Here is a 3,070-nt window from a genome sequence, read left to right as displayed (position 1 = left end):
AGGGGCTGCACCTCACGATCGACGAGCGCGACCATCTGTTCCGCCTCGCCGGACATCAACCGCCGGCACGAGGGGGGATCAGCGACCACATCGGGCCGGGGATGCTGCGGATCCTCGACCGGCTGCAGGACACTCCGGCCGAGATCGTGAGCGAACTCGGAGAGACCCTGCGGCAGACGCCCCTCGGTGTAGCGCTCACCGGCGACACGGCACACCTCACCGGCATGGAGCGGAGCCTCGGTTATCGCTGGTTCCGCGAGCCGTCCACGCGGGACCTGTACGACCCCGCCGAGCACGAGTTCCTGTCGCGGCTGTGGGTGTCTGGTCTGCGGGAGGTCATCGCCCGGCGGGGCCCCTCATCGCGCGCTGCCCGCATGGCCGACGCGCTGCAGGAGCACAGCGCGGAGTTCCGCGAGATCTGGGACCGTCATGAGGTCGGCCTCCGGCCCCGCGAGACGAAGCGCTTCGTTCACCCCGACCTCGGGCCGCTCGAGCTGACGTGTCAGAGCCTCGTCGATCCCGAGCAGTCGCAGTTCCTTCTCGTCTACACCGCGATCCCGGGGTCGGAGAGCTATGAGAAGCTCGCTCTGCTGTCGACCCTGGCTCCCCGGGTCTTCGTGTAGGGGACCTTCGAATCGCGCAAATGGTGGGAAACGGCGTCCACAGCACCCGTTTGCGCGATTCGAGGCGAGAGGGCTACGCCTTCGCGAAGGAGCCGACGCGGTACTTCGCGGCGCGGTGCGTGTCCTGCACGCGGTCGCCGCGGCCGTGGAGCTTGTTGCGGAGCGTGCCGGGCGCATATTCCTCGGGGTAGGCGCCACGCGCGCGCAGCACCGGGATCACGTGCTCGATGATGTCCTGCCACGTGCCGGGCGTGACCGCATAGGCGAGGTTGAAGCCGTCGATGTCGGTCTCGTCGACCCAGGACTGCAGCTCGTCGGCGATCTCCTCGCCCGAGCCGACGATCGTGGGGCCGAGGCCGCCGATCGCGTTGTGGCGTCCGAAGTCGCCGACCGTCCACTCGCGACCGAGGTCGGCCTCTTCCTTGAGGTGCTGCAGCACCGACTGGATCGCGTTCGACTCGACGTTCCCGACCGGCTCGTCCTCGGCGTACTGCGAGAGATCGACGCCCATCCACCCCGACATGAAGGTGAGTGCGCCCTCCGGGCTGGCGTAGGAGAGGTACTCGGCGTGCTTCGCGGTGGCCTCTTCGCTCGTCGCGGCGGTGATCACGGTGAGCAGCGTGTAGATGCGGGCGTCGTGGCGGTCGCGCCCCGCGGCTTCCAGGGCGTCGCGGATGCGCTTCACCGTGCCGGCGAGCACCTCCTTCGAGGGGGCGGCGACGAAGATGGCCTCGGCGTTCTCGGCGGCGAACTTCACCCCGCGCGGGCTCGCGCCGGCCTGGTAGATCACCGGTGTGCGCTGTGGTGACGGCTCGGAGATGTGGATGCCGGGAACGCTGAAGTGCTTCCCCTCATGCCCGATCGGGTGCACCTTGCCGGGGTCGGTGAAGATGCCGCGCTCGCGGTCCTCCACCACCGCGTCGTCCTCCCACGATCCCTCCCAGAGCTTGTAGAGCACCTCGACGTACTCGTCCGCGTGGTCGTAGCGGTCGTCGTGGGCGAGCTGGTCCTCCTGGCCCATGTTCCGTGCGGCGCTGGGCAGGTAACCGGTCACGACGTTCCAGCCGACGCGGCCCTGCGTGAGGTGGTCGAGCGTGCTGAGTCGTCGAGCGAACGGGTAGGGATGCTCGAACGCGGTGCCGGCCGTGATGCCGAAGCCGAGGTTCTCGGTCACCGCGGCCATCGCGCTGACCAGGAGGATCGGGTCGTTCACCGGCACCTGGGCGCCGTTGCGGATGGCGGCCTCGTTCGTGCCGCCGTACACGTCGTAGGTGCCGAGCACGTCGGCGATGAAGATGCCGTCGAAGGTCGCGCTCTCCAGCAGCTTCGCCAGATCCGTCCAGTACGAGATGGTGTTGTACTGCCGGGAGCGGTCGTCGGGGTGGCGCCACAGGCCGGACGACTGGTGGGCGACGCAGTTCATGTCGAAGGCGTTGAAGCGGATCTGACGGGTCATGGGCTCCATGAAAGGCGAACCGCGCCGGGGAATCCAGGGTCGCCGACACGCGCCGACACATTCGGGCGCGACAGCCTCCGCTCTGGCAGTCGGCACACCCGGCGGGCTCTACCCTTGACTGGTGACCGACGAGACCGCGACAGCCCAGCGTCTGGTGCGGCGCTTCGCCCGCGAGACCAACCTGCTCGTGGCCGGTCGCGACTTCTCCGTCGTGGGAACGGATGCCGTGGCCGACGAGCTGCGTCGACTGCTGCCCGCGTTCGGTGCGCATCTCGGAAGCACCGGCACGGTCGGCCACGGAGTCGTCCTCGCACCGGGTGCGACGCCCGAGATCCTGCTCGACGGCAAGGCTCTCCCAGCGCGTGAGACGGCTCACGACCGTGTCGATGCGGCCGGACGTCACATGCCCGTCGCCACCGATCGCGCGCGACGCCTGCGCGAGGCCGGCACGGTGAAGGGTGTGCGGATCGGCATCGCGATGGTGCTGGAGCCGAAGACCGCCCAGCTCGCCCTGCTGCTGCGGGATGCCGGAGCGACGGTCGCCGTCTACGCCCACCCGGATGAGATCGACGTCGAGGTCGCCCAGGTGCTGCGATCCCGCGGAATCCCCGTCGACGGTGACCCGGCCCTGTCGGCAGCTGCGGAGCGCGCCGCCGCCGTGGCCTTCCTGCGCCGCGGCTTCGACCTGCTGCTCGACGACGGCTCCCACCTGATCCGTCTCGCGCACGAGGAGGGGATCGCGGCCGGGCTGCGCGGCGCGGCCGAGGAGACCACGAGCGGACTCACGCCCCTGCGGCTCATGGAGCGCGAAGGAGTGCTCGAGATCCCGGTCATCGCGGTGAACGACGCCCTCACCAAGACCTCCTTCGACAACCGCTACGGCACCGGGCAGTCCTGCGTGTTCGCGATCGCCGACGCCCTGGACGACGCCGGCATCGACCTTCGCGACCAGCCGGCCGTGGTCGTGGGCTACGGGCCCGTAGGAGAGGGC

Annotated in this window: 3 protein-coding genes; 2 read left to right on the top strand and 1 reads right to left on the bottom strand. The window is 69.6% G+C overall.

The genetic code is table 11. The features are described from left to right. Positions 1-623 (top strand): transcriptional regulator (locus DSP71_RS00595; RefSeq protein WP_258546189.1); only part of this gene is annotated, 623 nt, incomplete at its 5' end. Positions 624-696: 73 nt separating this feature from the next. On the opposite strand, the gene DSP71_RS00590 is transcribed toward DSP71_RS00595, so the two are convergent. Continuing rightward, the gene (locus DSP71_RS00590) at positions 697-2,079 is read right to left on the bottom strand and encodes an LLM class flavin-dependent oxidoreductase (protein ID WP_046748563.1); all 1,383 of its coding nucleotides are present in this window, start codon (positions 2,077-2,079) and stop codon (positions 697-699) included. Between the two features lie 121 nt (positions 2,080-2,200). Here DSP71_RS00590 and DSP71_RS00585 point away from each other — a divergent pair. Then, positions 2,201-3,070, top strand: an 870-nt coding sequence (locus DSP71_RS00585; protein WP_258546188.1) for an adenosylhomocysteinase, incomplete at its 3' end; no start/stop codon positions are given.

It is taken from the genome of Microbacterium sp. H6 (genome assembly GCF_003314775.1).
Classification (GTDB): domain Bacteria; phylum Actinomycetota; class Actinomycetes; order Actinomycetales; family Microbacteriaceae; genus Microbacterium; species Microbacterium oxydans.
The sequence above is the reverse complement of the archived record's forward strand: the minus strand, read 5'-3'. Positions and strand labels throughout refer to the sequence as shown.